A 24177-nucleotide genomic window follows, 5' to 3' on the forward strand; every position below is an offset into this window, starting at 1 on the left:
TGCGGCGGCGGATTTATCCGCTTGCCGCTTTTTTTCTGCTCAGCGGGTCGAGGAAGACATCCATGTTCAGAAATATCACTATCCGGGTCGCTCTGACCATCACCATCGCTGGTTATACGGGAGCGCTGATGCTCGTGATCGCAACGTCGATTGCGGGTCTGAAGGCGGCCAACACGGCGCTCGACAGGATGTACCGCCAGGAAACGTCGTCGCTGCGACACCTGTCCGCCAGCAGTGACGCGCTTCTGCAGGTGCGCGTCGATCTCGGTGCGTTCGAAACGCTCGTCGCGCAGGGCAGACCGACTGACGCAGTGCTCGCAAGGGTGCATGCCGAGCAGACGAGCAGCGATCGCGAACTGGCCGGTTATGCGGCACAACCGCCTTCGAATGAGGTTGAGAGGAAGCTGGCCGACGCGCTGCGAGCGAAGCGCGAGCAATTGATGAAGCAGGCACTTGCACCTGAAATTGCGGCGCTCGACCAGAACGATTTCATGTCTTTTCGCACGACGCAGCGTCAGGCACCTGACACTCTTTTCAGTGACTACCGGAGCGCCGAGCTCGCGCTGGAGGATTTTCAGGCAGAGCAGCAAAAGGCGAGTTTCGCGTCAGCGCAACACCATTTTCATATGCTGCTCTGGCTCTTCGGCGCGATCGGATCCGCTGCGATCGTACTGGGCCTGTTCGCACGTTTCGCGTTGACGGCGTCGATCGTGCGACCCATTGACGAGGCAATTCATCATTTCGAGCGCATCGCGGCTGGAGATCTGACAAGCGCGATCGATAAGCTGCGCGCCAACGAGATGGGCCGTTTGATGGCTGCGCTTGCGCGAATGCAGGCGGGGCTTGCTGCCGCCGTGGGACAGGTGCGGCGCGGAACGGCGTCGATCACACACGGCGTACGTGAAATCGCGAGTGGAAATGGCGATCTGTCGATACGTACCGAACAGCAGGCGGCGACTCTGGAAGAGACCGCATCGAGCATGGAAGAGTTGACTGCGACCGTTCGGCAAAACGCCGACAACGCGCGGCAGGCCAGCGCGCTTGCCGAAAACGCGTCGGAAGTCGCGGCACGGGGGGGCGAGGTCGTCAGTCAGGTTGTCGATGTGATCGCGGACATGTCATCGAGTTCAAACCGGATTGTCGACATCATTGGCGCGATCGAGGGCATCGCGTTCCAGACCAACATCCTCGCGCTGAATGCAGCCGTCGAAGCTGCGCGTGCCGGCGAGGAAGGGCGCGGATTCGCGGTGGTCGCGGGAGAAGTCCGCGCGCTCGCGCAACGTTCGGCCGCTGCAGCGAAGGAAATCAGGGAGCTGATCGGCGATTCGGTTGCGAAGGTGAAGAACGGTGCCCACCTGGCGGCTCGCGCTGGCGACACAATGACCGAAATCGTCGCAGCGGCCCGCAACGTTACCGGCATCGTCAGCGAAATCAGCGTGGCCTCGGAAGAACAGTCGCGCGGCATCGATCAGATCAATCGCGCCGTGACACAGATGGATAACGCGACCCAACAGAACGCAGCACTGGTCGAGCAGGCCGCAGCGGCGGCTATGTCGCTTGAAGAACAGGCACGCGCGCTCGATCACGCGGTGGCCGTGTTCCGGCTGGCTGAAACAGACATGCCGTCGGCAGTGGAACCCGGCAGGCAGAACTGGATGGCGTCCGGGCCATCGATCGTAGACGCATGACGGCAGCCGACAGAAACGAAACTTATCTGATCAGTGGCCTCACGCGCCACCGGACAGTCTTCCGCCCGGGCGACTGGGCCGAGCGTCTGATGGGCGTTATCATCCTGTTCGTCGGGGAGCGTCGGCCCGGCATTCATATTGCCTCGACGCGCCTCGCCATGCCTGTCGTCGACGCTGGCATCAAATGCCTGATTGTGTCCGGTGAACTCCGAAGCGTTTGTCCGGAAGCCTTTGACTTCGTTGCCCGGTTTGCCGAAGACAATGATCTGCCAGTGGAGGTTCGTTTCCCGCCCGGCGACGGGGCTGGCCAGTCAGGTCCGGCTCCTGCCGACTGACTTGCGCCGCAAAGGTGCGACGCGTTCGTGCGTGGGCCGGGCAATCGGTGGAACCCGCCGCGGCGCGACCTGCAGTGGCGACTGGCGGTTCAACTCATAGCCGGGCCAGATGCGAAGAGGCGCGATGAACGCTCTAGCGGCAATGTGGCGCGTTTGCGTCGGTTTCCTCACGTGCATTTTGTTGCTCATTCTCGCCGGATGCGATGCGGTTGTGGACTCAGTCAATTCGTTGCATGTTACGCGCACCGCCTGGAGAAACGTGGCGCTCGAGGCCGGCGCGCGGCTCCTGGAGATTGAGTCGTCGGCTCGCTACTTCTCTGCGGGGTCGTCGCGAAAACCGAGTGTCCTATAGAACGGTCTTTCCCCAAACGAGCCGAACGGCCCGAGCGAGAACGGGTCAAACGAGTATGTCGTTTTTTGTGGAGAGGAAAGTGAAAGATCCTGCAAAGCATATCGTGCTGATTGCAGTGACTGTTTGCAGCACTGCCTGCCTGGCCGCGCAGCCCGACTACACGTACGAGACAACGGTACGTCTGCCCGACGGTAAAACGGTGCAGTGTGCCGTGAATGAGCCTGCGGATGCCGCGCGCGTCTCAAACACTGCGCTTGACCTGAGCGATCAGCGCAAGGCCGAGGTGCTAGCCACGCAGCGCCTGCGCGTGTTGAGCGGCCCCAAATCGGAATACCCGTCACCCTATACGGCGCCCGTCGTGAGGTGCGAGCCTGTGAACTGAGCATCGGGGTTGTCGTACTTTCCTTGCGAAAACTGTCTGCCGAACTCGCGTCACCGCTGTTCACCCCGCACACACGTCGCCTGTCCTGTCGAACCGTGGCGGCATGGTCATTTAGATCAATGGCCTTGCCGAATCACCATCCGTAAAACCGGGTGCACGTTTCGACCGTCCCTGCCAACCCGACTGCTCCCGAGTCAGTCCGCTTCGCACCTATCTCTGTCTACCCAGGCAGCACTTGTGACAGCGTGCCCCCTTTCCTGCGTGAAGCAACCGGCTGCCCACCTTATGGTCTGGGCCTGACAGCCGTTCTGGTGCATCTCATCTAACGAGGTTTTTAACAGTTCGCGTAAGTTCAATATGTTGCGCTTGCGGAACTGGCGTCTCATCTCGCACCGTGCGACGGCTGGCGGTGCCGAATTCCTGCGCGTCGCCGGGGTGAACCGTCAGTCAGGAGGCACCACCGAGGGTGCGCACAACATGGTTCTGGTCGGTGGACCCGGCTCGGGCAAAACACATCTGGCGACCGCCATCGGCGTGTCTGGCAACATGCACCACGGCAAGCGGGTGCGCTTCTTCTTGACCGTGGATCTGGCCAATGCACTGGAGCCGGAGAAGGCGCAGGGACGCGCCGGGAGGATCGCGGCGAGCCTGCTGCGCCTTGATCTGGTCATTCTGGACCAACTCGGATATTTGCCCTTCAGCCAGGCCGGCGGGGCGTTGCTATTCCACCTGCTGCGTCGCCTGTACGAGCACACGAGCGTTGCGGTGACGACGAATCTGGACTTTGCCGAATGGTCCAGTGTGTTCGGCGACGCAAAGATGACCACGGCATTGCTCGATCGGCTGACGCACCACTGCCACATCGTAGAGACCGGCAACGAAAGCTACCGTTTCCGGCATAGCAGCGCCAGCGCAAAGAAGCGCATCCGGTCGCGTGAAGCGGCGCGCAAAGGCGACGCCGCAAGTGCTTCCGAGTCCGACTGATCGTCGCCGGCCGCGCGGGGGAATCTGCTACGGGCTACGCCCTTCACAGCTTCCCCCACGCAACACATCCTCATACACAGGAGGACAAACAACCCGAAAACCCATAGGCTTATCCACAACCGGTTCTGCTTCAGACCGGTCTCCACCCCGGCCCAAAATTCAGTCGGCGCGGACAGTCGCCGTCTGCGAGCGATCTTGCACCGACAGATCCATCGTCCGGATCAGGGGCGCTGTCTTCGTGATCACACGCGATGGCCGAATGCTTTCTTCGCTAATCTTGGGCTGTTCACGATGTTCGAGGCCCTTCGATTGGCGCGCCAATCCCGATGCGGAAACAACTGACTGGAGAGCCCGTCGCGGGAAAACTGCACACCGGGTTCGGAGGGAGGGGACGGCGCTCGCCGTTTGCTCCCCCTATCCGTCGGCCACAAGCGGAGGCTCGACACTGTCTCCGAAATCGTCGATCAGCCGGTTAGAGGATCCAATATCCATCAATATCGATCAACGTTCCCAAAACCGAGGGTGATAGCGAGTATGTCGTGACCTTGGTTAACTAGCGACGCGAGATCTTGTTCTCAGACCACTATCGGACAATTCTGCATCATCACGCTTGATGACGCGGCATAAGCGCTCGCCCCTAGTGCTTAGCCGTTCATCGCGCATCCCGCGCTTTATGTGTGGCAACGAACAGTGGGACATCTTCAAGTCCTACTAGGCTGAATGCCAAAGCAGTAGGATTTCGCCCGTCATCTGTCCTTTCCCCCGGAGGTGCAGAATGAAGCTAAGTGTCCGTAATAGCATTCTTTCCATTGTGAGCGCGATTCTTCTTGCGGCATGCGGCGGCGGCGGAGAATCGAAAAATTCCGATCCGGGGAAAACAGTCACATCCGCCTTCGGAAACGCGGTTGTGACCAAGACTTTGCAGCCCGGCGTCACGGATCTAAGTGGAAATCCGAACGTCACCCAGAACTCTTCGAATGCATTTACCGCAGCGGCAAACATCGGCAATTACGATGTCGGTTCCGTGTTTATATACAATGATCGTGCTTATGTAATTACACAGATCGTCGGCTCGCAACCCCCCTATACGATCGGAACGCGGGACGCCTATTTCGATGAGGTAATATCAGACATTCAGGTGACAGGGGATTTTACTCTTTCTGACCTTGATCCATCACGAGCAGTAATCGAGACATCTCCAGACATCGGGCTGACTCTCGATTCTGCCGCAGCAAAAAGCAACGTTGCGATATCACTACCTGGTGACACAAAGATAGACTGCAAGATAGACAATGCCGCATCTAACGCCGATTTCAATTGTTCAGGGTCGCAATCTAGCAATTCGGTGGGAATATCAGGGACGCTTGGAATCAAGAACTTTCATGTCAAGGTCAATATCCACAAGTCAGCAGGACAACATTTAATTACCATTCTGTCAGCTGAGCCTTATTTCAGGGGTAGCATTGGCATCCTTGGGGGGAAGCTCATTGCGGACCAAGATTTTGAGTTATTCCGGCCGCAGTTCCCTGTTCCTTATACATTGGGCTTCATGGTTCTAAATATACCTTTTTCCCTTTTCGTTTCTGCTCCCCTCGTCGATGCAACCTTGAACTATGAAATTAATCTTAGCGACTCCAACGACAATGTAACTACTTCAAGTACCTTGACCTCCGCCCAGGGCGAAGTAACCTCCACGTCAGCAGAAGCAACGGCAACGGTATTCTTCGGATTCAAGCTTGGTCTAGCCGTGGCATTGGAGAGAACACCTACGTCGTTCATTCCGCACGCTTTGTGGCCGGCAGATGAGTCGGCCAATATATTCGCGTCGGCTGGAACCATGGTGAAATACGGACTTGCCGGGACCCTAGGAGTAAAGTCACTTGCAACAAGTCCGCCGTCGACATGCTTCAAATATTCACTTGGTCCGGCAGCAGGCGCAGATCTCGTCCTTAACTTTCCGACGGGAACAGATTCGATCAAACAGATACCTCTTGGTACGTTGACAACGTTTGGTACTCCATATACGAGTGCACCGTCGTGTTAGCCGAAACCTTGTTGGTCCGCAGGTAGCCGGCTTGCAAGATTGCAAAGGTGGCGCACCATCGTTCCGGCAGACGTACAGCTTTGTGCGAGCGGCGCGATCTACGATAGCAACCTGTCGAGAATTGTTCGAGAGGCGCATATCCTCGCGAAACGTGAATGCACAGGCCCGGAATGTGGGGGCCTCCGGCCTTTTTGCGTTAGGCTATCGGTGGCATGGAACTCGTTCTCGACCACGCCTGAGCAGTCGCGGCAGGATGCGGCAATTGGTGACAACATCAGCCGCAAGTTACCGTTCATCGTCTCGACGTGGACTGTTTGCTGCTCGTCGTTGATCAATGTCCGCTTCCCGGAAGATTGGCCGTCCCTTGGGTCGAGAGCACGCATTCTCTGATAGTGCGACCCGGCCCTCCAGCCATCGACATGCAAATGGCGGGAAAGCGATCTGCAGCCGCCCCAGCGACGTCGTTAGCTGGTCGTTGGCAACGGCCGTGGCAGTAAGGTTCTCTCCGGCAATCCGACGGCCGGTTACAAGCAGAGTCGAATACTGGATGTCCGACAGACGAAGCATGTGAATGAGGCTTTAATCGACGGCCTGAGAACTTGCGTTTCGAGGCTGCCGAACCGCGTTTCCAGCGACCCGTCACGAGCTGTCAGTCGAAACCTGCCAGTCTATCCGGTGCTTTTCTTCGGTCTCCCGATGACGTGCGTCGTCCGGTGTATGCAGGTAGGGATTGGTGCTCGTCAGCGAGGCGTGCCGCAGGTTGTCGCGCACGGTCCGCAGATCAGCGCCGCCGTCGGCCATGTGCGATCCGGCCGTGTGACGCAGCCAGTGGGCGGAGGCCTGCTCGAGCAGGTCCGCCTGTCCCGCGGAGTCCTCACCACGCCGGCGGAGCCGTTTGGCCGCCCCGGCAAAGATGCTCTTGACGATGGTGTGGAGTGCGGCGCGGGTCAGCGGCTTCATGGATTGGCCCAGCGGCAGCACGAGCGGCGTGGCCTCATGCCGTGAGGGCAGGGCGGACAGGCCGCGCTCGCGCCGGTAGCGTCCGAGCTCGACCATCATTTCCGCAGAGGCCGGCACCAGCCCTTCCTTGTCGCCCTTGCCCAGCACCTCGAGCCACCAGCGCTCGTGGCCATCTGCATCGCGCCGGCAGAAGAAGCATCCCATGGTGTTGCCGCTGACCTCGGAGATGCGCAGACCGCCGAGATAGAACAGCGTGAACAGCCATCGAGCGCGCAGGTAGCGCTCCCGCTCGCGGGGCGTGTCCTTCGGCAGGCTGTCGATATGGGCCTTCACTTCCTGCCACAGCTCGCGGTCGAGATAACGCGTGATCCGGGGCTTGGAACGGCGGGCGCGCTGGCGCGACAACGACAGAGGGTTGCCGGCCAGATAGCCGGCTTCGACGAGCCACGCGAATAGCGCGTTGACGATCACCATCGCCTGGTACTGGCTGCTCGGCCGGAGTGTCCGGTAGAACGGTCGCCAGCGCGGATCATGGCGCGGGTATTTGCGCCCACCATCGGCGACCCAGCGTTCGTGCGGCTGCGGGTCCTGCAGGAATTGGCGGAACAGTTGCAGGTCGTCGTGCGTGAGCGACGACAGCGGTTTGCCCAGCTGCACGATAGCCCACAGCAGGAGCCGTTCGGCTTCCTTGCGGTAATTCTCGAACGTGGTCTTTTTGTCGGCAACCCGCGCGAGCCACGCCCGCACCGCGGCGAGATCATCGCGGGCGGCGATCTGGGAATGGCCATGCGACCGGTTCGAGCCATCGCGGCCGTCGAGGTCGGCGGGCAGTTCGAGCACCGTCGATCAAAATAAGTCTGTCAATCCAGAATCCCGTCAAAGACAAGGCGTATAAGCTGGCGTCATTTTTAATTGACAATTTTATTTGCACTCGCAACTAAATTAAATCGTCAATTCGCATAAGTCCGCATTAATTTCGTCAATTCGCGTCCTAGACTTCGAAGCCCGTGCCTACTGCGTTAATCTCGTGGAAGATTTTCTGGATAATCCGCAGCCTGTCGCGCTTGATCGGCCACGCGGCGCGCACCGGCTGGAAGCGTTCAGTCCGAAGCTCAACCGGCGGCTGACGTTCTATCGACGCTGCGCATTCGATCAGTGGATCCTCATCGAAACAGATCCGGCAATACGGGTATTCTGCGAGCGCCCTGGGTACGTTCAGCTTCGTGGACAACGACAGCTTGCTGACTTCTGGGTCTCTTTCGCAGACCGGCAGGAGCTAATCCTGCTCCCGGGGCCGGTTACCGCGGACGATCCAACGCGCGGCGGCAAGTTCAGGGATGTCAACTCGATCGATATCCGGAGCGTCAGTCCGGCCGATCTGGCGGCATCGCGCATGTGGATTGACAACTGGAAGCGCATGCTGCCATGTATCGTCGTCACCCGTGGCCTCGTGCCCGCGTCTCTCCTTGACGCGGTTGAGCAGTTCATCTGCAGTCCTCAGTCCTTGCTTTCCATCGAGCGCAAGTTTTCAGCGGGCGATCCGATTCTCGCGCGGGCGGCAGTCTTCGGGCTGCTGTATGCAGGCCGCGTGAGCGCCCCTGAGTTGCGAACCGACGCATTGTCGTCGATGACGCGATTCGCGTCTCAAGAGAGCCAGTCATGAGCCGTCGCAAACCCGAATTGCAGGCGCTCGATCTCGCGTCGTGGCCCGCCGTCGCATGGACAGATTTCGACGCGAAGGCACGTAAGGTTATCAAGATACGAATGCAGGCGATCGAGCGCTTCGCGCGGGGTGAACCGGTCAAGGGCATTGAGCAGTCGACTGGCGTGAACAGGCGGCAGCTCTATCGATGGCTGGAACGTGGACTGTCACATCACCCTGATGGACGGATTTACGGGTTCCGCGGGCTGCAGAATTACGTGAGAGTCACGGAATACGCGCGACTGGGCCAGATCACTGTGAGGGGAGAGCGGGGCAGTCGCGGTACGGCAGGCGCTTTCTCCCAACTTCTCGAACGCTACCCGTCACTTTCAGCATGGCTACGTTTGCAGGTCAAACGGCGTCGTGTCACGCTCGAGCAGATCCATACCGAAGGCCGGCTGCATACGAGGTTGAGCGGTTTGCAACCGCTGCACGTCGAGTTTCTGTGGCAGTGCCGCTCCGCAGGGCTAACGGTTGGAGACTACCCTTTCAATACCCGCGGGCGGGCGATCCGTTCACTGGCAGCGCATCTGAAGGCGGAAATGCTGCGCAACTTCGCCACAGGCGCGCGGGCGGCAGGAGCTTCGCACCTGAAAGGGATACCACGCCACGAGGACGATTTTGGCAGTCCACCAGCAACGCGGCCTTACCAGGTCGTGGAGTTTGATGGGCACCGGCTCGATATCCGGCTCAAGGTAGTAGTGCGTGATCAACTGGGCTTCGAGCACGAGTTCGAGATTGAGCGCGTCTGGCTACTCGCGATCATTGACGTCTGCACCCGGGCGGTGCTCGGCTATCACATTGCGCTGGGACGCGAATACAGCCGCTATGACGTCATCAAGACAATCGAGAACGCACTGGAACCGCATCGACCACGATCCTTCACGATTCCAGGCTTAACCTACGGACCACGTGACGGATTCCCATCGCAACGGTTGCCGGAACTCGCATACGTCACGTGGGAGTGGATGAAGCTTGACAACGCGAAGGCGAACCTGGCAAACGAGTCACGCGCTGCATTGTGCGAATTCGTCGGTTGCTGTGTTGATGCCGGGCCGAAGTACAGTCCAGATGAGCGACCCTATATCGAACGCTTTTTTGGCACCATAGCCGGCAGGCTGTCGTCCAGGTTGCCGGGTTACACGGGTTCGCATCCGCGTGACTTGCGCCGTGCTCTGGCGGATCCAAAAGGTAACCTGCGCCTGTACGTATCACTCGACGAACTGGAGGAACTGATCGAGTACGCGATCGCGAGCTACCATGGCACGCCGCACGCCGGGCTGAACAATGTCACGCCATTGGAGGCCATGGAATATTTCGTTCGCGGCAGTCAGCAACTGCTCACGTGGCTCCCGGAACATCACCGGCGTTCCCTCTGCCTGATGCAATCGGCAATACATTGCCAGGTGCGCGCCTATCTCGGCAAAGGTGTCCGGCCACATATCAATCTGCACGGCGCTCGATATACGAGCGCCGTGCTTGCGTGCAGCACACAGTTCATCGGCAAGCGATTGCTGGTCTATATGAACGCGGACGATATGCGTAGCGTGCGCGCGTTCCTGCCGGACGGTACCGAACTGGGCGTTCTCGATGTGCAAGGCGCCTGGCGCCTGATGCCACACAATCTCAAACTGCGGCAGGAAATCCTCAAGGAGAAGGGTAACCGACGTTCGCAGACATCGGTCGAGGCAAATCCGATCGAAGAGTACGTTCAAGGCAAACTGGCCAAGGCGAAGAAGACACGCAGGGCAGCCTCGGACCTCTCGCAGGCGATGCGCGTTATGTCAGCTGCGTCGACAGCACGTCCGCCCGTAGGCCCTCCGACAACTGTAACGGTTGCTGAGCTTACGGCGGAACGGCCGTCGGAACCAGAGACCGAAGGAGTAGCAGCACTGCGGGGGCCAACGCGTCCCCGAAAGCTCACCATTGGCACCGGCCAGGTCTTTTAATCAGACGTTCGTGGGAGGCAACATGTCGCTTGAGATACCTCGTCCAATCGATCCATCGCTACACCCGCTCGTGACAGGCAACTACCGCATTGCCACACCGGCTATCGAGTCTTTTTATGAACTGGTAGTTCGATGTCTGCATTACCGGATTATGGGCGCGCTTATCTATGGGCCGTCACGCATCGGCAAGACCCGTGCAATTGAATATGTCCGGCTGCTGCTGGCGCGCAACTATCCGCGGATGACGAGTTACCATGCGCAATGCGAGCACAAGCCGCGTCATGCCGAGGGGCCGTTCTTCGCAAATCTGCTTGAGGCGGTCGGTGACCCGGATCCGAACGCTGGCTCCAATCCTTCAAAGCGGATGCGCCTGACGCTGAGAATCCGTCAAGCGGCATCCTGTTCGGGCAGTGGGATGGTGCTGCTCTTTTGCGACGAGGCCCAACGATACAACGACAACGAATATGAATGGCTGCGTGATGTTCATGACGCGCTGGACCGCCAGCAAATCAAATTGTTCACCATTCTTGTCGGTCAACAGGAGCTGGTCGCGCAGAAGACCGCGATGCAGGTTGCGGGCAAGACGCAGATCGTCGCGCGTCTCATGGTCGAGGAGCTGTCATTTTATGGCATACGCAATGCACGTGACGTCGCGACATGCCTGAACGGCTACGATCAGACCGCCTATCCGGAAGGAAGTGGATGGAGCTTTACACGCTTCTACGTTCCGCAGGCGTTTGACGCTGGATATCGACTCGTCAACGACGCAGACGTGCTGTGGAACGCGTTCGAGAAGGCGCACCACAAGGCCAGTCTTCCAGGGCAACTAGAGATCCCGATGGAGTCGTTTGCCCGCGCCGTCGAGATCGTCCTCAAGGATAGTGAACTACAGGACGCGCGAGGCTATCGCCCCGATCAGGTCCTGTGGGAACACGCGGTACGCCACTGCGGTTATGTACAGTCTCGCCATGCAACCGGACGCGTCCTCGTCGCCGCGGCGTAGCGGGACGCTGCTGCAGGAGCCACGATTCCCGATCCTGACGCTCGACGAGAGCAAGCTGACGCCGGCGCTGGGCTACGTGTTTCGGAGGAAGTGGCTACACCCCCATGAGTCGCTGATCTCGATCCTGTGGAAATTCGAGAAGGCCAATGCCTTGTCGGGCGCCGTCGTGGCCCGGCTCATGGGGCCGGACGTTGACCCCTACGAAGGGGTCGCGCCACGCCGGGGGATCGTTGATGTTGACCGACTTCGGGAAAATCTTGGCCTGCCCGGGAAAGTGCTGCACAGCGCGCTGATAGAGGGAACGGAGCGGCAACGGTACAGCGACGCCTTTCGCTTCTGTCGCCACTGTCTGACGCTGGGCTATCACAGTGTCGTGCATCAGCTTGAAAGCCTGAGCCAGTGTCCCGCCCATCACGGCATTCTGGAGTCGCGATGTCGACGCTGCGGGCATGAGACGCCGCATCGCATAAGTGTTCGGCTGCTTGAAGCGCGGTACCGTTGTGCCAACTGTCTTGCGCCATACGCGCGTTATGGCTGGACGCCATACAATGCGCAGCCGATGAGACCCGAGCATCGCAAGGCATTCACACGTCGCTATCTTGAGCGTTGTCGCGGCTAGTGACGCTGGCAAAGCGAGCAAACGGCTCCCGTTTCGCCTCACCTCTGCTCCGCAAGTGCGGGGAGAGCATAGGGAGAATCGAGGGCGTCCAGCAATTGACACCTTCGCAGCGCGAGCGCCGTGACAGGTTTAATTCGCTCACGCTAGATGCCTGATTTTGCGGCGTTCGCCGCAGTCGCCACCCTTGCGTGTACCCGAATTGACGCTATTAATTCGTAAACGGTGACGAATTTATTTTGATCTACGGCCACGGCGTCACGCCAACCGCCAACCGGCTGTATCAGCTGGTCCGGCGGGGCAGCATGGGCACGCCGACTGCGGTGCTCGGCGAGTTCTGGGCGGAACTGCGCGAGAAGAGCCGGGTGCGCATCGACCATCCCGACCTGCCCGCCGACCTCGGTGCCGCCGCCGGCGAACTGGTCGCCACCCTCTGGACGCGCGCTACCGCATCGGCGGAGGCTGCGCTCGATGCACTGCGCGGCGAAGTCGAGGCGCAGCGCGTCGAGGCGCAGCAGTCGGTCGTGGCTGCCCGGGACGAGCTGGGTCGCACCGAGACCGCGCTCGAGCAGCGCACCGCCGCGCTGCTGGCCGCGCAGGTCGAGATCCGCGAACTGGATAAGGCGCAGGCCGAAGGCCACGCGCAGCGGCAGGCACTGGAGGGGGAGCTGGCGCGGATCAGGGCAGCGCTGGCTGCCCGCGATCAGGAGCTCGTGGAGGTAAGGGAAGGGTTTTCGCGCGATCTGGGGAAGCAACGCGAAGCGGCGGAACGCGCCGAAGACCGCCTCCGGGCCTCCGAAAAGCGCGCCCTGCTGGAGATCGATCGTGAGCGCAGTACCGCGGCCAAGCTGCAGAAGGAGCTGGACGAAGCCATGCGTCGCGCGGACCACAAGGACGCCGACCATCGCCGTGCGATTGAAGCCATACAGGCGCAGCTGGGCGACGCGCGTCATCAGGCTGGCGTGCTGCAGGGGCGGCTTGACGCTGTTCAGACCGAGAACCTACGGCTGCAGACCGAGATGATGACGCTGCGGGAAGCGGAAACGCGTGCACGGGAAACCCGGGCGTCGTCCGCGTTGGCTGGAGTCCGGAAGGCACCACCGGCGACCCGTTCGTCCCCCACGGTGCCGACGGCCAAAGCAGTAACGCGGCGAAAAAAAGCGGTATAAATGCAAAGGTACTCGCCACCAGGAAACGGGTGCATGGCTGATATCTATCTGCTCGCCGGACTGACGCTTCCGCCGGGCGTCGCGCCTGAGTCCCTGCCCGGGACCGTGACGCGTTTCATGTCGGATTGCTGGCCGGGCATGAGCCGCACGCAGATGATGGCCCGCGCGAAGCGGCAGGGTCTGCGCCTGTCGTTCCGCGCGACGGCGCGGTGTCTGCCCGGCGAAACCGGCGCGTTCGAGTTGCGCTTCAACGATGGGGCAGTGCAATGCGTGATGCTGGCACGGCTACAGCGGGTCGGAGACAGGAGCGGCAAACGCCGGCAAACCAGCCGGACTGACGTATCCCGCCCCCCGCCACGCGACCCCAGACAGACCCGGTTGTTCTGACGCGACGGTACCGGTTGCCGCGCAGCGTGCCGCTCGGTATGCTCGCAGCCTTCAACGGATCGGGAGTGATGAAGTGCGGCGCGTGACGGTCAGGAAATCATCGGTCCACGGGCGAGGCGTGTTCGCGCTGCAGGCAATCCCAGCTGGCCAGCGCATCTTCGAATATCGCGGTGAGGTGACATCGTGGCGACGGGCCTCTGCCCGGTACCGGCGATCCGGCGTGCGCGGCCACACGTTCATTTTCGGACTGGCTGACGGGCGCGTGATCGACGGTAGTGTCGGCGGCAACAGTGCCCGCTGGCTGAACCACTCCTGCCAGCCAAACTGCGAGGCGATCGAGGACGAGCGGGGGCGGGTTTTTATCGGGACGCTCAGGGACGTGCTGCCCGGCGACGAACTCTTTATCGCCTACGGACTCACGACCGATGAGGGGATGACTCCCGAACTGGCCGCCGACTATGCGTGCCGCTGCGGAACGAAGCGGTGTACCGGTTCGATGCTGACCATGGGGAACGAATAGGGGCCCAGGATCCGGATTTGTTCGCGCGCCAGGCGTCCAGGTGCGGACTCTCCGACTGTCGCTGAGCGGGACCCGTAAGTGACCTTCGGCTTGCGAAGAAGCGGCCGTTAGAAACGATTCGCGGTCGTTGTGTTATCGCATTAATGACGTGATGAGAAAAATCAGAGCCTCGGGAGATGTTCCTTTTTGACAGTAGGCATCAAATCCTGCCGAGACACCGCGATCATGGATTGTCGTTTCGTCCTCAGAGGTGTACGCAACGATTGCGGCGGCGCTTGTCGTAAGCAGTGAACGGAGAATCCCTGCAGTTTGGAAGCCGTCGAGCTCAGGCATGTTGATATCGAGGAGAATTATCTCTGGTACCCAGCGCCGGGCGAAGTTCACTGCATCGTGTCCACTCGAAGCGAATTCGGTATCGAAGCCTTCGTCCTTCAGTACCGCGATCACGGCGGCTGCACCCAACATATTGTCGTCAACGACGAGTAGCCGCCGCCTACCGGTTGCTGACTCTACTCTCCGGTCAGTCCAGAGACAGTGATAATTTGGATATCCCATGAAAGTAACGGAAGGGGGAAGGGGCTTTCGATATCTTGGGACGGCAATCTAAACACACATATGCTTTTCCATTAGATGGTCCGGCGCAATTCTCATTCCCGGGAAAAAATGGCGAAGGTGGGATAGTGCCGGCATGCGCGCCGCAATGCGTTTAATCGGCCTCGTCGTGTGCCGGCGAACTGCCTCCTCGACAAAGCCACCACCACGAACCGGCAACACTGCGGCATCACTGCATTCGCAAGCGCAAACCCTCATCATTGTCTTTTCCAGCGCGGAGCCGGCCCGGCGCGTCGCACGGCCGACAGCAGTGCATCGACTCGATCAAGCGCGGCCGACAGGCGCTCCAGTACGACCAATGACCTCGCAGCATCGAGACGGCTGCGAAACGGTTCGTCGGGTGGCCCGATGGTTTCCATCAGATCTATCAGTTGCCCGATCTCCGCGCGCAGCCGCCTTTGATCAGTATGTCCGTGACGGATGACCCTGCTGCGCAGAGTCGCCACCAGCACCCGGCAGTCGTCGTAGTCACTGTTCACGCCATCCATCATCGTCTCCCGAGTCCTAGCACCTTTATCCCAGGATATAGCAAGCGCGATGCCACATTTCACCGCGCCGCGTCGAGCGCTTCGAGACCATTCGTTGAATTGCTTGCAGATTGCCAACGATCTGGGCTTGCAGTCCACTGACTGTTCCTCGCCGAACCCTGACCGATGTCCCGCATGCGTGAACTCGCAGCCCGTGCATTGCGCGTCGGACCGTAGCCGACCCGAAGCAGGCACTCGTCGCATCAACTCGAACGACCGGAACTGCAGGAGCAGCGGACGCCGAAATTGCACTTCGAAGATATTGCTGCGCCGTGCGCGTCCCCACGTTATCGGCGTGTGCGCGAAACTGCAATCTAGTATGTAGTCGTTGGTAGCGGGACAGCGATCAGTATTCGATCGCCGTCGGGCGGAGCCTTCGCTGTCTGATTCACTGAACTAATTTTGGTGGCATATAGCCACCGTAATAAGTGGTCCCGCCGCCCGAACCGGTAACAGTGCATTTGGATTGCCGGGACGACGGCATGGTGGAGAGACTCTCCATCTGGACGTACACGTCTGCATTGGCACCCTTTCCGGGCGCCTTGAGTATATGCAGGCAGGCAAGTGCCTGAACGGTCTGGTCGGAGCCTGGGGTGACGTCGGTCACGACGGGTACCATCACGTAGGCACATGCGCCATTGCCGTCCAGCTCACTGCATGCATCTGTAAGGCCGAAGAGGTTGCTCTTCGTGCCATTCTCAACCCATATCTGTTGTCCGGTGGTCACGGAAGGGGCCCCACTCGACACCCCATTGGTGATATTCGTAATGACATTCTGGTTGTTTTTATCGCTGTTATCTTTTGGAGCAGACAGCGGCGTCCATTCTCCCCCTTGGCAACTGTTATTGCTGGCGGTGTGGTAGATCGACTGTATCTGGAAGACATACGGCTGCCCCGCTGTTTGAGGGTAGTCGGAGTATGTGCTGTTGACTCCCGAGGTGGGTGACAGAACGGGCGCGTTGTTGGCGGTGCTCCAGAACTGTTTATAAAGGCACTGCGAGATGGCGAGAGGGAACAGATTATCTGGGCTTGCAGTGGAGCCGGGCGTGGCGACGGCTGCGGTCGCTGTCGCGCTGATTGGCATCGACGATATCCCAAGCACGGGTGCCAACAGGAGCTGCAAAGGTCCACCGTTGTGCTTGCCCGAAAGGCTCACGGTCACCTGGACAGCGGGAAAGTCGTATTGTCCAGGTGTGATGGTCGTCGCTTGCATGCCAGCCGGCGATCCCTGCACGTTCCAATATCCCACTTGAATCTGTTGCGCGTCAATCAGGGCTGCGCCATTTGCATGATTGCCGGTAATGGCGGTGCCCACCGCCGATTGCGCCGCGCTGTCCGCTGAATTCCACTTGCCAGCGGGCGCGACCGTTCCCGGTGCGGCGACGAGGCCAGTAAGCTGGTTGACACCGGCAAGTGCAGCGGCGTCCGCGGCGTTCTGCAATTCGTTGCGCACAACCAGCGCGCGTCCAATGTCGATTGCGAGCGCTGCAAAGCCGAGCAGGACCACCAGAAACAGCGCCACCTGAATTGCAACCACACCTTGTTGATGTTTCCGCGCCTGGCGGCGAAGGGCCTGAGCGTGAGGGTTCGCGTTCATTTTTTCTTCCCTGCTTTATGTGTCCGCATGCGATGCAAAGGCAAGGATCACTCGCAATTCATTGTCGTGGACGCGGTCAACGTGAGCGCATTCTTGGCGAAACCGGCTAACGGGTTGAGTGGGGTGCCCTCAACAACGCCGCTGCCTATCGCGAGGCCCGTGAACGGATAACTCACCGTTACAGTGAGTGGTGTGCCGGTGGTCGTGCATCCTGTCGTCGGGCTAACGGTAGCGGACGGAGTCCCGCTTCCACCGAATGTAATCAGGTTCTTCGCCAGATTGCCCGTGGCAGTACTAACAATCACAGCGGAAGCCGGATACGGCATGCTGTACACAACCCCCTGTCTCGTTGCTTCACGGCTGGCATTGGTGATCACTGCCTTGTCGTAAAGCATGACGCTGAATTCGATAATTCCGAAGAGCAGCAAGAGAAGCAGGGGTAAAACGAGTCCGAACTCAACAACCGCTGTCCCGGATTGACGTCGCGCACCAATCCTGATCCCGGACACGGACTGCCGCCTGGCGCCCCGCTGAGATGGATCTGCATTTGATTGATGATGATTGTGGTGCCGCGAAAGAGCGGCGCGATGCTGTGATTTCTCCGCGCGCGCGGTACTCGCCGCGCTGCTGCACGCAAATTTTCTCATCAGATGCCCCGTTGGCGATGTTTTTCGATGGGGTCCCATACCTATGAACTGACCCGTTCATTGATGCCCATCTCTCCTGCGTGACCGTCCGCGCCGCACGGACTATGCCAGCATCGGGAAATCAAGGCTTGGCGCGGAAACCAATATCGTCGACCGGTGCTCATTCGAAGATATCCGGCAAAAATGGTTCACATCCGCAACGTCGGCTGCCTTGCCACCATGACCGGCACAGCCTCGGCTTGCCCACCCCGCCGTGTTTTCCTTAATCGGGCACATACCGCTAGCTATTCCAGCATCGTCGCTACAGCCTGAGCACCCATACCGCCGCCCGCTAATGCAAGAGTGCGCCTGTTGACTGCGCACAAGAGAGGGTCAAATTGCTGTCTTGACTCAAATGCCTCACATTTGAGACGTGGCTCATACACGTGAACCCGCAAACTAACGTGGCCGAGGCCGGTACATCGTTGCGCTGCGGCACCCAATACGGGGTATTCGTCCTTTTCGTGCTTGTATGGACCCGGCGCCTCTTGCAAGCTTCTTGTTCGTGATATCGAAATGGTCTGCATGCATGTATCCGGCTTGCCAGATGGGCAGTTGCCGAAGCACGCCCGTCGCCTCGATGAGATCCGCGCGCCCCGTCCTTAAATGGGCTCTTCAATCACAGTCAGATGCTGCAGCAGTTCTGCCAGCAGCGTCTGGCAGAACTCAGTCAGCTCGTCGGCGCTCGTTTGCAGCAGTTCCGGAGTTGCACATTTGACGGCTTCCGGCGACCGTGCGATGGTGAACCCACGCTCTCCGAGCAGGCCACGCATCGGGTTAATCCGCGCGGTGCGCTGGCGAATCAGGATCGCGCGCATGCGGTGCGCGGCCAGGATATCCTGTTGCTCGACAGGTTTGACGGTCACAAGTCGCATGGTAGGCCGGCTCGCGGCTTCCACAACCGCCTGTGTATCGTTGCGATCGTTCTTGTTGGTCTTGACGAACGGCGTCACATACTGCGGGTTGATTAGGCGGACCTCGATGCCCAGAGACTGGAAACGCCGTGCCCAGTGATGAGCGGTGCCGCACGCCTCCATCAAGATTACTCCGGGCGCGAGTGTGCGCACTGTTTCGAACAGCGACCCACGCGCCCAGCCAGGACCGGGCGAAACGAGCAGCATACGGCCGATTGAGGAGACGCTGTGGCTGTGGCGGCCTTGCACTGTAGAGGATCACAAATGAAACAGAATTTCGAGGTGGTCTGTGCATAAGCGCCACGTTATCCACAGATTCGGTGCATAGAGTTGTGGATAACGCGCCCACTACCCGCGCAAAGTGATTGGCCTGTATAGAACTTTTCATGCTGCGGGCAGCCTAGGCCGAATCTGCCAACAGGTCCGGCGACTTCCGCGAAGGTCAAGTAGTACGGCTTGCCGGCCTTGAGGAGTTCGCTTGCTGCCGGATTGCGAATCGGTAGATCGATCGAGCCGCGCGGCGTCCAATGCCCGAAGATTGCGTTGGCTAACGCGCTGTGGCTGGACGGACCCTGCCCGGATCGCGCCCGTCCGGAACTGCATCAAATCCGGCTGCTCCAGATCGCTCTGCGGGTCACCACAGGCACGATAGTCACACCACCGGAACGGCATGCGGGCAACATTGGCATTCTGGGGTAATCGTCCTTTTCGTGCTAAATCTGGCGGTTTGATTTGATTTTTCATTTAAAAACAATGGGATGTGAATTTCCTGTTTTGCGGGAACGAATCCTTTTGATGCCAAATCTGGCGCTTGTGTTCGCTTGCGTCTGATAGGCGAGCGGGTGATTGAGTACCGCTAGCAAATCCTCGCCATGCGCTGCTGTTTGCGCGCACGTTTCGTCGCAACTACTGCTTCGGAAACGAGTCGCGTTGTCCCGATTCAACTCCGGGATCACGGCTCTATTGCAGAACCGCTTCACGATCCGGCCACGCGTCGCCATGGCGCTGCGTCGAGCAGCATTTCGCGATAGCGGTCGATCGGAAAGCTCAACGTCCCGCGAAAATTGACATGTGCGAAGTGCGCCGGCCCCATCCGCCGCAGCCAGTCGTCGTCAACCCCTTGACCCTTGCTTCGCCAACGATCAAGGGTTGCCTGGATACGCTGCGTATTCCACGCAATGACCAGATTTGTCAGCAGCGTCAAAGAGCCGGATATCGCGATCATTTCGTCGCGGCGCCGTCCGCGCTCCGGTGCAATCTTGCCGGTATAGATTGCGCGCTGCAACTGGTGGACTGATTCACCCCGGTTGAGCAGCGTATGCATTTCTCGCCTGAATTCAATGTTGCTGAAGTAATCGCACAGGAAAAGCGTGCGCAGCAGTCTGCCAAGATGGTCCGCTGCCCGGTACACCGGGTCGCCCTGCGCCGCGCTGCCGAACCGCTGCAATGCGACCATTGCGCTCACGCGTCCCGCATGAATCGATGCGACGAGCCGCAGCAGTTCCGTCCAACCCGCGCGAATCGCCTTGATGGAGATCTCGTAGGCGACGACCGCTGCCAGTCCCTCGGGAGCAGCCACGCCTTTCGGCAGATGCAGTTTGCGTTCCGAGAGGTTGCGCAGACGCGGGCAGAGATCAAAACCGAGCAGCTTCGACACCGTCATGCCTACGTTCGTGTATCCATGCGTGTCTACTGAAAGTCGCAACAGTCCGCCGTCGTCGCGGTTCTCGTTGTGGCGGATCACGCCCTCGATCGCCGCTCCAGCCTGGCGTTCATTCAGCACGATGGGCTGGTTATAGACAATGCCGTGCTGATCCAGCACGTGCGTATACATGCCCACCGCATGAGTGCGACGTCGCGGATCGACCCGCGCATAAAAGAGGTGCGGTGACGTATCCAGGCTCATTGAGTCGCTCGATGCCTGCCGTCCGGTACCCCAGAGTTCCGTAATCGGATGCGTACGCTGGAACTGCACCACGCGATCGTTTGCACGCAGCAGCCGACCGGGCATCTCAAGGAAGCGCATTGCCGTCGAAATGTGCGCCCGGTCCAATTGCGGGATCATGGCGGCAACGCTTTTCGTGTCCAGTTCCGTGCCATGGGCGATCAACGCAGCGTACAGCGAGACGAGTTCGTTCGCATCGCGCGCCTTGCGTGACCGGAGCACTTCACTGAAGCCAGTGTGGGCATCCATCTCCATGATCATGTCGGCGAACTGTGCGGTGCCGATCTCCCTGAATATCAGATCCCGCGTGCGTTTCGGTATTCCATCGGTCGGCAACGCTTCGATAGCCGACAGATGCAGCGCGCCGTCGGTCCCGATCGTCACGCGGTCTGCCTCGCGCGCTTCCTCCAGCGCGGCCAGGCCTGCCTTGAGGTTTTCCGTCAACCGTTCGAGGAACGGCTCCGCGGTTCCCGGCAATCCGAGCGACGACAGGTAGCGTTCGCGTTCGCTTTCCCATTGCGCGGGTGGAATCAGCAACTGGTCGCGCTCCCGGAACGACAGGCTGTGGTTGATCCAGACCGAGCCGCGGCGAAGCCCCTTGCGCAGACCCGTGATTGCCGATGCCTCCAGTGCCCGCAACGCGCGCGTCCGATCGTCACCCTCGACGAGATCGCGCCAGGCGGCGCTGACCGGCACATCGCAGTCGGGCGGCAATTCGGTCGCGCCGCTGTCATACAGTGTGCCGACAAGTTCGAGCTGTCGCAGGCTCGGTTCCGCTTCGCGGCCCACGAAGCCTAGCTCACGTAACGGCCCCAGCAGATTGCGGATGCGGTGATGATCGTCGGTGAGCGTTTCCCGTACGCTGGCTGCGTGACTTGCTGGTGGCCTGTCCCCGAGGTCCTCAAGCAACTTGCCAATATCGTCGAGACGCTCTTGCGCCGTACGCTTGCCATCCTGAACCAGCGCCTTGATCGCGACCAGTTGCTGCCGGTATTCGATAGCAGAACGTGCCTGCCGGACCGTCGTGCGATCGTAAGCCTGCCGTACGAGGTCGGAGACCCGGCGCCCTGCTTGATAGAGTAGCGCGTCCGTCAGCTCGAGCAGCGTGATGCGCAGGAAAAAGATCAGCTCAATAGTGCGGGTCGACTGCTTGAGTTCGCGGACCTTCGCAGGACGGCGAGCCTGGATGCGCTGCGCGTATGCGTGCTGCTTTGCGATTGGCACGCCGTCGAGTTCCCACGTATGCGCGCCAAGTTCCTTGAGAAACCGGACCTTCTCAAGGGTTTCGGTGAGCGTCGTGGGGCTGTGTCGCGCTGGCGGCGTCTTGAGCCATTCGAGCACTCTCACGCCGGAGGTGTCGTGCTGGGCAGATAGGACAGCATCGGCGCGCATCAACTGCGTTTCTGTGACCGTTGCCTCGATAAGTGCGAGCAAGCCACGTTCAACGTCCGACCAGATCGACCGGCCGAGATCCCGCAGTTTCCGCTCGGCAGGTATCAGAATGCGACGCTCATACAGCCAGCAATGGGCGTGCAGGAGCAGCTCGTCGAGCGTGAGCGATTCGGCGGCGTCCTGTCGCATCCACGCTTCAAGTTCCGCCCAGTCGGTCGGTCTGATCGACGTCATGCCGAGGTATTCGCAGGTCCAGGCCTGATGCTCGTACAGCGTCTTATAGCGCTGATAGAGCGTGCGGAGAGAGGCAATCGTGGGGGTGGGCAGGCTGAGCCGCTCGCCGATATAGCGCAACAGCTGGCGTGGCAATGTGCCGACATGATCGAGAGTGTGGCCACTCGCCCGCAGAAAGACCAACTGGATCGCGACGCCGGCACGGCGGTCACGCCGAAAATGCTCGTTGACGGCGGCAACGTCGCTGTCAGTCAACGCGAAGTAGCGCTCCACGTCGAATTCTGACAATCGGGTGGGCAGGCGATCCTTTCCCACATAGCGAAATTCCAGACCTGGCATCTCCTGCCTCCCATCAAGGTCGCGCGATCCGCAGTCGCGGGCAGGTATGTTATCGCAGGCGCTTTTGGGACCTCCAGACAACAGTTAGATCCGATGGCAGCCTTATAGATAAGGGCTCTACGGAGGAACCGCCAGATTTAGCACGAAAAGGACGATTACCCCGCATACGGAGTGGATATGTTTCGATTGTTGAGCGTGGGCGCAATGCTGCTTGCAGTTGCTTCAACGGGAGTCGCAGGCGAACACTATGTCGAGATCTGGAACCCGCCCGAAGCACAGATGCAGCCGTCCCGGAGCATTAAGCCGAAGCCGCGCAAGGTTGCAGTTCTCCCACGTCACGCGTCCAACGCTGCGCCACGCCGGGTCGCCGAGCCGGTAGCGAAGTCACTACCGAACACGCGCGCGGCGAAGGGTCCCCGGAAAGCTGCGATGCCGAACGCTGCTGACCTTCCCCGAATGATGACGCCCGAAGGCAATGTGCTCCGCGTACACGATGGGGGAGCAATGGTCGAGGTAGTTCGATAAAAGAATCTCCATCCGGGAAGGACCTGCTCCTTGATCGAAAAGTCACCGGACAACTCCTGATTCTCTCGCTGTTGCGGGGTTGAAAAATTGTGCGGGATTATCGATTGTCTGAGACACCGCTCTCCGGCGCAGCCCCAGGCGACGATACTGACCGGCGATGCGCTGGAAGCAGGTCTCGCGCCGCCGCAACCTTTTGCTGCAGATCGCGGCGCGCCATTCCAGATCGAAAGATGACGCGCCCGCTGCGCGGTCACGTCGCCTTTCTCATGTCAAAAAGCAACGCACCACCGCCCGAGTGCCCGTGCGCCATCGTCCGGATCAAGCCAGTTAACGAAAAAGCCTGGTTATCCTAATCGGGATTTCACTACCCGTCGCCAACAATCGCCGGTCGTGCTCCGACGGACGGCGCGTGCTGCCGCGCGCGCCGAGTGTCGCACGCCAGCCCACCCCTTCAAGGGCTTTCGCGGCATAAACGGTGCCCGCCTACGGCCTGCCTCCCAATTATTCCACGGTCCCCTGACCGCCGAAGCCCGCCCGACGCTCGCCAGCGCCGGGTAGTGAAATTGTGCGGCCGCACGCGTCGCCTTGCTACCCACGCCCTAAACTTCCTGGAGAGCAAGGATGAGCTATCTCATGCACGGCGACTGTCTCGACCTTTTGCCGGAAATTCCGGACGCGATCGTCGACTTCGTCCTCACCGATCCACCGTATCTTGTCAATTATCACGATCGCAGCGGGCGCTCGATCGCAAACGATGTTCATGCGGACTGGCTTGTACCAGCCTTTGCTGAAACGTTTCGCGTCCTCAGGAATGATGCGTTGTGCGCGAGCTTCTATGGGTGGACGCGGACCGATCTGTTTTTCGACGCATGGAAGCGTGCCGGCTTCCGGATCGTTGGGCACATCGTGTTCGCCAAGCCATACGCATCCAAAGCGCGGTTCGTCAAATATCAGCACGAATCTGCCTACCTGCTTGCAAAGGGATCGCCCGCGGTGCCGAAGCTGCCTGTATCTGACGTCATTCCGTGGAAGTACTCAGGCAACCGCCATCACCCGACCGAAAAGCCCCTGGGATGCCTGATGCCGCTTATCAAGGCTTTTACCCAACCCGGCGACGTCGTACTCGACCCGTTCGCGGGTTCCGGCTCGACATGCGTGGCTGCGCAGCAGCTGGATCGCCGATACATTGGCATTGAGCTTGACGCGAACTGGTATGCCGCTGCGCAAGCCCGCCTGAACAGTTGCGAGGTGATCGCCGAATGACGTCATGCGCCCGCGACGTAGCGTCACGGGCGCCATTCACGGGCTTCCCATC

The 24177-nt window shown here is 60.0% G+C and carries 17 protein-coding genes and 3 pseudogenes; 13 read left to right on the forward strand and 7 right to left on the reverse strand.

Going from position 1 to position 24177, the window contains the following annotated elements:
- The first annotated feature begins 62 nt into the window (after positions 1-62).
- From A6V37_RS24190 to A6V37_RS40935, 5 genes and pseudogenes are all read left to right on the forward strand, one after another.
- Positions 63-1688, forward strand: a complete 1626-nt coding sequence (locus A6V37_RS24190) for a methyl-accepting chemotaxis protein (protein WP_064269455.1) — start codon at positions 63-65, stop codon at positions 1686-1688.
- Positions 1685-2023 carry a DUF3579 domain-containing protein gene (locus A6V37_RS24195; protein ID WP_100249410.1) on the forward strand — a complete coding sequence of 113 codons (339 nt, stop codon included), beginning with the start codon at positions 1685-1687 and terminating at the stop codon, positions 2021-2023. Before A6V37_RS24190 ends, A6V37_RS24195 begins: the two co-directional genes overlap by 4 nt.
- A gap of 431 nt (positions 2024-2454) precedes the next feature.
- Entirely contained in the window at positions 2455-2757 is a 303-nt protein-coding gene (locus tag A6V37_RS24205) for a hypothetical protein (protein WP_131799897.1), read from the forward strand.
- A gap of 462 nt (positions 2758-3219) precedes the next feature.
- Positions 3220-3741 (forward strand): annotated as a pseudogene (locus A6V37_RS24210) (ATP-binding protein); the annotation flags it as partial.
- A 775-nt stretch (positions 3742-4516) separates the two neighbouring features.
- On the forward strand, positions 4517-5785 hold the full coding sequence (locus A6V37_RS40935) for a hypothetical protein (protein ID WP_131799898.1): 1269 nt from the start codon (positions 4517-4519) through the stop codon (positions 5783-5785).
- A gap of 639 nt (positions 5786-6424) precedes the next feature.
- On the opposite strand, the gene A6V37_RS24215 is transcribed toward A6V37_RS40935, so the two are convergent.
- Positions 6425-7585, reverse strand: coding sequence for a tyrosine-type recombinase/integrase (locus A6V37_RS24215; RefSeq protein ID WP_064269459.1), 1161 nt, complete (start codon positions 7583-7585; stop codon positions 6425-6427).
- Between the two features lie 187 nt (positions 7586-7772).
- Between A6V37_RS24215 and A6V37_RS24220 the strand changes: the two genes are divergently transcribed.
- From A6V37_RS24220 to A6V37_RS24250, 7 genes and pseudogenes are all read left to right on the forward strand, one after another.
- Positions 7773-8408, forward strand: coding sequence for a hypothetical protein (locus A6V37_RS24220; protein WP_064269460.1), 636 nt, complete (start codon positions 7773-7775; stop codon positions 8406-8408).
- Complete coding sequence (locus tag A6V37_RS24225; RefSeq protein WP_064269461.1) at positions 8405-10396, forward strand: hypothetical protein; 1992 nt, start codon at positions 8405-8407, stop codon at positions 10394-10396. Before A6V37_RS24220 ends, A6V37_RS24225 begins: the two co-directional genes overlap by 4 nt.
- A 22-nt stretch (positions 10397-10418) precedes the next feature.
- Entirely contained in the window at positions 10419-11399 is a 981-nt protein-coding gene (locus A6V37_RS24230) for an AAA family ATPase (RefSeq protein ID WP_064269462.1), read from the forward strand.
- Positions 11365-12018 (forward strand): hypothetical protein, encoded by a 654-nt coding sequence (locus A6V37_RS39445; protein ID WP_082902762.1) that lies wholly within the window; start codon positions 11365-11367, stop codon positions 12016-12018. The genes A6V37_RS24230 and A6V37_RS39445 overlap by 35 nt, the downstream gene beginning before the upstream one ends.
- Positions 12019-12251: 233 nt before the next feature.
- Positions 12252-13184: pseudogene (locus A6V37_RS24240) on the forward strand (DNA-binding protein); the annotation flags it as partial.
- A gap of 33 nt (positions 13185-13217) precedes the next feature.
- On the forward strand, positions 13218-13571 hold the full coding sequence (locus A6V37_RS24245) for a hypothetical protein (protein WP_064269464.1): 354 nt from the start codon (positions 13218-13220) through the stop codon (positions 13569-13571).
- A gap of 73 nt (positions 13572-13644) precedes the next feature.
- A complete protein-coding gene (locus A6V37_RS24250) occupies positions 13645-14091 on the forward strand; it encodes an SET domain-containing protein (protein WP_064269465.1) in 447 nt (148 codons plus the stop codon).
- A 132-nt stretch (positions 14092-14223) separates the two neighbouring features.
- On the opposite strand, the gene A6V37_RS24255 is transcribed toward A6V37_RS24250, so the two are convergent.
- The 6 genes and pseudogenes from A6V37_RS24255 to A6V37_RS24280 form a co-directional block, all read right to left on the reverse strand.
- A complete protein-coding gene (locus tag A6V37_RS24255; protein WP_075643548.1) occupies positions 14224-14646 on the reverse strand; it encodes a response regulator in 423 nt (140 codons plus the stop codon).
- A gap of 254 nt (positions 14647-14900) precedes the next feature.
- On the reverse strand, positions 14901-15191 hold the full coding sequence (locus A6V37_RS24260) for a hypothetical protein (RefSeq protein WP_064269467.1): 291 nt from the start codon (positions 15189-15191) through the stop codon (positions 14901-14903).
- A gap of 427 nt (positions 15192-15618) precedes the next feature.
- Complete coding sequence (locus tag A6V37_RS24265; protein WP_064269468.1) at positions 15619-16827, reverse strand: TadG family pilus assembly protein; 1209 nt, start codon at positions 16825-16827, stop codon at positions 15619-15621.
- Positions 16828-16874: 47 nt separating this feature from the next.
- Complete coding sequence (locus A6V37_RS24270; protein WP_082902764.1) at positions 16875-17474, reverse strand: TadE/TadG family type IV pilus assembly protein; 600 nt, start codon at positions 17472-17474, stop codon at positions 16875-16877.
- A 644-nt stretch (positions 17475-18118) separates the two neighbouring features.
- Positions 18119-18604 (reverse strand): annotated as a pseudogene (locus A6V37_RS24275) (IS110 family transposase); the annotation flags it as partial.
- A gap of 799 nt (positions 18605-19403) precedes the next feature.
- Positions 19404-22337 (reverse strand): Tn3 family transposase, encoded by a 2934-nt coding sequence (locus A6V37_RS24280; protein WP_064269470.1) that lies wholly within the window; start codon positions 22335-22337, stop codon positions 19404-19406.
- Positions 22338-23483: 1146 nt separating this feature from the next.
- Here A6V37_RS24280 and A6V37_RS24290 point away from each other — a divergent pair.
- The gene (locus A6V37_RS24290) at positions 23484-24125 is read left to right on the forward strand and encodes a DNA methyltransferase (protein ID WP_064269472.1); all 642 of its coding nucleotides are present in this window, start codon (positions 23484-23486) and stop codon (positions 24123-24125) included.
- The last annotated feature ends 52 nt before the right edge of the window (positions 24126-24177 follow it).

It is taken from the genome of Paraburkholderia ginsengiterrae (assembly GCF_001645125.1).
In the GTDB taxonomy this organism is placed as follows: Bacteria; Pseudomonadota; Gammaproteobacteria; order Burkholderiales; family Burkholderiaceae; genus Paraburkholderia; species Paraburkholderia ginsengiterrae.

Excerpts from the sequence above, each read along its gene's own strand:
- A6V37_RS24265 (WP_064269468.1), bottom strand. The coding sequence starts at position 16,827 with ATGAACGCGAACCCTCACGCTCAGGCCCTTCGCCGCCAGGCGCGGAAA.
- A6V37_RS40935 (WP_131799898.1), top strand. The coding sequence starts at position 4,517 with ATGAAGCTAAGTGTCCGTAATAGCATTCTTTCCATTGTGAGCGCGATT.
- A6V37_RS24190 (WP_064269455.1), top strand. The coding sequence starts at position 63 with ATGTTCAGAAATATCACTATCCGGGTCGCTCTGACCATCACCATCGCT.
- A6V37_RS24230 (WP_064269462.1), top strand. The coding sequence starts at position 10,419 with ATGTCGCTTGAGATACCTCGTCCAATCGATCCATCGCTACACCCGCTC.
- A6V37_RS24195 (WP_100249410.1), top strand. The coding sequence starts at position 1,685 with ATGACGGCAGCCGACAGAAACGAAACTTATCTGATCAGTGGCCTCACG.
- A6V37_RS24225 (WP_064269461.1), top strand. The coding sequence starts at position 8,405 with ATGAGCCGTCGCAAACCCGAATTGCAGGCGCTCGATCTCGCGTCGTGG.
- A6V37_RS24270 (WP_082902764.1), bottom strand. The coding sequence starts at position 17,474 with ATGAGAAAATTTGCGTGCAGCAGCGCGGCGAGTACCGCGCGCGCGGAG.
- A6V37_RS39445 (WP_082902762.1), top strand. The coding sequence starts at position 11,365 with ATGCAACCGGACGCGTCCTCGTCGCCGCGGCGTAGCGGGACGCTGCTG.
- A6V37_RS24260 (WP_064269467.1), bottom strand. The coding sequence starts at position 15,191 with ATGGATGGCGTGAACAGTGACTACGACGACTGCCGGGTGCTGGTGGCG.
- A6V37_RS24245 (WP_064269464.1), top strand. The coding sequence starts at position 13,218 with ATGGCTGATATCTATCTGCTCGCCGGACTGACGCTTCCGCCGGGCGTC.
- A6V37_RS24290 (WP_064269472.1), top strand. The coding sequence starts at position 23,484 with ATGAGCTATCTCATGCACGGCGACTGTCTCGACCTTTTGCCGGAAATT.
- A6V37_RS24255 (WP_075643548.1), bottom strand. The coding sequence starts at position 14,646 with ATGGGATATCCAAATTATCACTGTCTCTGGACTGACCGGAGAGTAGAG.
- A6V37_RS24280 (WP_064269470.1), bottom strand. The coding sequence starts at position 22,337 with ATGCCAGGTCTGGAATTTCGCTATGTGGGAAAGGATCGCCTGCCCACC.